This window comes from Streptomyces sp. NRRL S-495, assembly GCF_000966955.1.
In the GTDB taxonomy this organism is placed as follows: domain Bacteria; phylum Actinomycetota; class Actinomycetes; order Streptomycetales; family Streptomycetaceae; genus Kitasatospora; species Kitasatospora purpeofusca.
This window is the reverse complement of record NZ_JZWY01001098.1, coordinates 1-1076: the sequence shown is the minus strand read 5'-3', so window position 1 is coordinate 1076 and position 1076 is coordinate 1. Positions and strand designations below refer to the sequence as shown.

Annotated in this window: 1 protein-coding gene; it reads left to right on the top strand. The window is 69.5% G+C overall.

The genetic code is table 11. The annotated features are described in order from the left end of the window. Positions 1-1002, top strand: a 1002-nt coding sequence (locus tag VR45_RS39360; RefSeq protein ID WP_045944768.1) for a solute carrier family 23 protein, incomplete at its 5' end; no start/stop codon positions are given. Positions 1003-1076 lie beyond the last annotated feature (74 nt).

Sequence of the window (1076 nt, the reverse complement as noted above, 5' to 3'; positions counted from 1 at the left end):
AAGGTGATCCATGCGGTGCTGCCGCCGGTGGTCACGGGCGCGGTGGTGATGCTGATCGGGTTCAACCTGGCGCCGGTGGCGGCGGGGACGTACTGGCCGCAGGACCAGTGGACGGCGTTGCTGACGATGATGTTCACGGGGCTGGCGTTGGTGGTGCTGCGGGGGTTCTGGTCGCGAATCGCGATCTTCCTGGGGCTGGTGTTCGGGTATGCGGTGTCGTGGCTGTTCGACCGGGTCTTCGGGCGGATCGACTCGGTGAACGGTGCGGGGCAGGTGACGGACCACTGGCGACTGGACCTGTCGGGGGTGGGGAAGGCGGAGTGGGTCGGGTTCCCGTCGCTGCACGCGCCGAGTTTCTCGCTGTCGGCGGTGCTGGTGGCGCTGCCGGTGGTGGTGGCGTTGATCGCGGAGAACGCCGGGCACGTGAAGGCGGTGGGCGAGATGACGGGGGATCGGCTGGACGACCGGATGGGCACCGCGATCATGGCGGACGGCGCGGCGACGGTGCTGTCGACGGCGGTGGGCGGTCCGGCGACGACGACGTACGCGGAGAACATCGGCGTGATGGCGGCGACCCGGGTCTACTCGACGGCGGCGTACTGGTGCGCGGCCGGGTTCGCGATCCTGTTCGGGTTGTGTCCGAAGTTCGGTGCGGTGGTCGCGGCGATCCCGGGCGGGGTGCTGGGCGGGATCACGGTGGTGCTGTACGGGATGATCGGTCTGCTGGGCGCGCAGATCTGGGTGCACAACAGGGTCGACCTCACCAATCCGCTCCACCTCGTCCCGGTCGCGGCCGGCGTCATCGTGGGCATCGGCAACGTCACTCTCAAGTTCACCGACAACTTCGAGCTGTCCGGGATCGCGCTCGGCACGATCATCGTGCTGACGGGGTACCACGTGCTGCGGGCGATGGCGCCGGCGCACATGAAGCAGCCGACCGCGACGCCACTCCTGGACGCGGGCACCACCGGCTACGACGACAACGACGCAGAGCGCAACTGACCGCGCTCTGAACGACGCGGCAGCAGGCCGAGGCCGGCGGAGAACCAGGACGGCCCACCGGGTGGCGCCCCCTA